The sequence below is a fragment of the Microbacterium sp. genome (assembly GCF_047972865.1).
Taxonomy (GTDB): domain Bacteria; phylum Actinomycetota; class Actinomycetes; order Actinomycetales; family Microbacteriaceae; genus Microbacterium.
Window position 1 is genome coordinate 1 of sequence record NZ_JBKEAY010000182.1, and the last position, 4,110, is coordinate 4,110.

At 65.9% G+C, this 4,110-nt stretch carries 5 protein-coding genes; all 5 read left to right on the forward strand.

Annotated elements, in window-relative coordinates; all coding sequences use genetic code 11:
- The coding region (locus ACK5KK_RS10830; RefSeq protein ID WP_416890095.1) for a type III-B CRISPR module-associated Cmr3 family protein at positions 1-1,040 on the forward strand (1,040 nt) is incomplete at its 5' end.
- Positions 1,037-1,918 carry a type III-B CRISPR module RAMP protein Cmr4 gene (gene cmr4, locus ACK5KK_RS10835; RefSeq protein WP_416890096.1) on the forward strand — a complete coding sequence of 294 codons (882 nt, stop codon included), beginning with the start codon at positions 1,037-1,039 and terminating at the stop codon, positions 1,916-1,918. The genes ACK5KK_RS10830 and cmr4, both read left to right, overlap by 4 nt.
- Positions 1,915-2,364 (forward strand): type III-B CRISPR module-associated protein Cmr5, encoded by a 450-nt coding sequence (locus ACK5KK_RS10840; RefSeq protein WP_416890097.1) that lies wholly within the window; start codon positions 1,915-1,917, stop codon positions 2,362-2,364. The genes cmr4 and ACK5KK_RS10840 overlap by 4 nt, the downstream gene beginning before the upstream one ends.
- Positions 2,365-2,552: 188 nt before the next feature.
- Positions 2,553-3,347: a type III-B CRISPR module RAMP protein Cmr6 gene (gene cmr6 / locus ACK5KK_RS10845; protein WP_416890098.1), complete on the forward strand. Its 795-nt coding sequence runs from the start codon at positions 2,553-2,555 to the stop codon at positions 3,345-3,347.
- A partial coding sequence (locus ACK5KK_RS10850; protein WP_416890099.1) for a hypothetical protein occupies positions 3,340-4,110 on the forward strand: 771 nt, incomplete at its 3' end. The genes cmr6 and ACK5KK_RS10850, both read left to right, overlap by 8 nt.

Genomic DNA, 4,110 nt, shown 5'->3' on the forward strand with positions numbered 1-4,110 from the left:
CTCAACCAGGAGGACTCGTCATGACGTGGTGGGCGTTGAGTCCCGACGACACCGTCCACGTGCGTGACGGGCGAGCCTTCGCTGCTGCCACAAACGGTGTCGCCCATGCGGTCATGCCGCACCCGAGCACCGTGGGCGGCGCCGTATCGGCCGCGATGGGCGGAGAGCGCTTCACTTCGCTTCGCGGACCCTACGTAGGAATGGAAGCTCGCGGATGCTGGGTGCCCTATTTTCCGGTGCCCCGCGACCTGATGAGACGCCGCGGAGATCTCGTCCGGCTCGCACCCTCGAACGCCTGCCAACCCATGCACACCAGCCCGATCACGGGGCAGCAGCTTCTTCTAGCCGATCCGAACGCGGAGCCGCTGCCCGACCAGCTGGTGTCTGGAACAAGGCTCGCCATGCACTTGGCGACACCGTCAGTTGGCCCTCTGGGTTCCCTCCCGCCGTTCGAGATCTTCAAAGCTGAGCGACGCGTCGGCCTGGCACGCACCGACGGAACCGCGCGGCGAGGCTTCCTGTACTCGACCACCCATCTTCGCCCGGGAGACCGATGGAGGCTCCTTTTCGAACTCGACTCGGAGCACACACCGCGCACGCCGACACCGTTCGGCGGAGCGGGAAGAGTCGCCGACCTGCAAGAGGTGCAGGTCTCATCCTCGGCCATTCCGCCGAAACTCGACAGCTTTCCGGGCGGGAGGGTCCTCGTGTATCTCGCGACCGATGCGATCTGGGCCAGCGGCTCTGAGTTTCCTACCCCGCCAGGCGCAACCGTGGTTGCGGCTGCGGTCGATGGGCCGCGGCCCATCGCGCTCCGCCGAAGCCACGGTGAGTCGGCCTTGTACCGAGCGGTTCCTGCCGGGTCGGTCTACTTCCCTGAATTCGCGGACGGCGACGAAGCGGCCACGCGATGGGCTCGCGGTCACCACGGGCGTGCGCTCGCCGGCGCGGGCACCAGCGCGGATGTCGCTTTCACCGATCTCGCCGCCACCGGGTTCGGCGTGATCTTCACGGGACGATGGGAGTACACCGACCGATGATCAGCTACTTGCTCTACCTGTATGCGGAGACGCCGGTCCATGCGGGAGCAGACACCAGCGTCGGAGTCGTCGATAACCCGATCCAACGCGAGAGCACGACAGGATTTCCCGTTGTGTGGGGGCAATCCCTCAAGGGCGCGTTGCGCGACGCGGCCCGCACCGCATGCCCCGATGATGTTGTGGCCCTCTTCGGTTCCGAGGTCGACACACCCGGAGATAAGGATCGCGGGGCACTCTTGGTCGGGGATGCCCGAGTCGTGACGCTTCCGGTGGCGACGCTGACGCGCACCTTCGCGTGGACCACGTCGCGGCTTGTCCTCAGCCGCTTGACCAGAACGTGGCAACGCCTAGGGATGCACACGCTTGAGGTGCCCGACGTGGCGGGGGACGGGGTGGGGGCATCGGACCGGTGGAAAGGTGAGCACGCACTCGGCGACCTCGTCTGTGACATCGCGCACTCTGATACGGCGACGGCGTGGGCCGAACGGATCGCGTCCGACGCGCTCCCGAACAATGTCGCAGGTTTCGACACGTTCACGAAGAAGCTCGCCGAAGATCTCGTCGTCATGAGTGACCATGCGTTCGGATACACGATTGAGCACGCGACGGAGGTCTTGCCGCGGATCGCTCTCGACAACGCCAAGGCGGTCACCGGCGGGCCGTTCTATGCGGAATACCTCCCTACCGACACGGTACTTGCGTCTACCCTCACCCTCCGGCCTGGTCGCACGGCGCAAGAGACAGAGTCACTTGAGCAGGCGGTGGAGGCTCTGTTCACCTCACAGCTGCTTCAGGTCGGTGGCGATGAGACGCTGGGGAAAGGGTTGTTGTGGAGCAGGTTGCACAAAGCGGTGGACGAGAAGGCCGGTGAGGCATGAAGCACGTCGGCCAACGGGCGGCCTCTCGGGCCGCAGAACTCCTCGATGGCCTGGGGCGCGACTACACGCCGCAGGTGCGCACTCAGCTCGTCGCACTTCCCACACGGCTGCACCGCAGCGGACTGGCGGCAACCCTGGCCTTCATTGCCTCCGGCGCGCACAAGAGCGGAGCTGTTGGGGTAGCGTACGGCCACGTGGAGAGGCTCATGGCCCAGGTCGTGGGTGACCGAGGGACACGCACCGGGCATACCAACGACAGGCTGGACGCAGCCTTCTTCGTATGGCTTGGAAGTCTGTCCGTCGCGGAGTACTCTGCGCTTGCGCGTGAAGTCGGTGAGCAGGCCAACTGGCTCAAACGGCTGAGCGAAGCCCGGCGTTACACTGCGTCGCCGAATGAGAGCAGCGAGGGTCACACGGGCGATGACAGCAACGGTGACGGCTCATGAGCCCGGTCCCCGCCCCACCGTCGAAGGGCATACCCCGGCTTACCGACTTGCCGTCGTCGCGCCCCCCGCGCACCGGCCCCACCCCGCAGAACCAGTCGGTTTCACACGAGGATCACACCGTCTCAGCGGCGGGGCACCTTGGCCGAAAGATCTCGGCGACCATTTCCCGCGACCGACAGTCGTCGGAGGTGAAGGTCACGCTCCGTGGATTGAGAAACGACTCGAACGGCTCGATCCTCGTGCGCCACCTCGCCTTCGTCACAGAAGAACGCACGGCGGCACTGCGGGCGCAACTGTTGTCCGCCGCGAGCAGGTCCGATCTCGGCCAGCAAAGCAAGGCTGCGGCGTCTCTGCGCGGCGCGGCGCTGGCTCGGCGCCGCGCAGCGGTGGCGCGTTTTCGAGGAACGCGCGAGATTGCCATCATGCCCGAGTGGCGCATCGTCACCGGACTCGGCGACGAAGGCCCACAGGAGATCGGTATCGCGCTGCACGGCACGTACGGTTGGCCGGTGCTGCCCGCATCGGGGTTGAAGGGGCTGGCGCGTCGCTGGGCGATCGAGAATGCCGAAGACGACACCGCCTGGAAGAGGATCTTCGGTACTGCGCCCACCGATGTCGCGCCGGGCAAGGTGGGCACCGTGACGTTCTTCGACGCCATCCCCGGAGAGAAGACCGTAAAGGTGGAGCTCGATGTGGTGACCGTGCACCACGGTGCCTACTACCGCCGGCACGCCACATCTGACCCCACACGACCTGACGCCGCTTCACCGCCCGCAGGCATCGAGAATCCGGTACCGGTGACCTTCTTGACCGTGGGGCGGGGGAACCCGCAAAAGAACGGTTGCCTGATCGCGGTGCTGACCGGTCCGGAAGCAGATGTGGAGACAGCAGCGACGTGGGTCAGAGATGCGCTGTCGATCGAAGGATTCGGCGCCAAGACGGCGGGTGGCTACGGCTACGTTGAAGGAGAAGGTGATGGGTGAGGACATGCGCGTGCACGTCGTGACGGTTGGGCTGTCGATTCTCGACAAGCTCAACCGTGCGCGTGAGTCGGGCAGAGACACCGTTGCAGTACGTGTCGGCCACCAAGTGAATGAGTTCCTCGACGGTTGGGACGTCGGTGACCTCACGGCCGAGAACAGCGCTGCCGCACTCGCGTGGAGTACCAACACGGGCGCACCGGAGGACGACAAGCTTGACGGTTTACAGATCGGCGATCTTGTGGCCGCCATCGACAGCGACGAGGAGCAGCCCGGTTCAGATGCGGTACGCGGCCGCGGGTGGCTCAGCGCAGAACTCGACGGGCTGCGGGCATACGCTGAGCACGACGATCTCGATCTCCTCAGCCCCGCCGCAGATCGCGACCCCAGCGTGTTGCTGGCCTCAGACAGCGCGCGCGGGTCGGCGGCGGCGTTGCTCAACGCGGGCATTCTGGCGGGTGGTGACTGGAGCAGGGTCTGCTTCGGATTGGACAACGGCTATCCGCTTGTAGCGGACGGCCGCGTGCACGTCGTCCGTCTCACGGACCTCAAGCCCGACTCCGTGGAAGGTTTCGTCACAGGCCTCGGCAACTTCGGTCAAGGCCTGTACTGGGCGGCGGGACGCAACAATAACGTGCACCCGCTCTTTGTGTTGCACTTGTCGGGCGGGCTCAAGGTGGCGCTCCCGTTCTTCCTGGCACTGGGGGAATGGCTGCGGACAACGCAGGAGGGCATGTACCGGGCGGATGCGATCGCGTTCGCCCGG

Coding starts and splice junctions, on each gene's coding strand:
- ACK5KK_RS10840 (WP_416890097.1), top strand. CDS start 1,915: ATGAAGCACGTCGGCCAACGGGCGGCCTCTCGGGCCGCAGAACTCCTC.
- cmr4 (WP_416890096.1), top strand. CDS start 1,037: ATGATCAGCTACTTGCTCTACCTGTATGCGGAGACGCCGGTCCATGCG.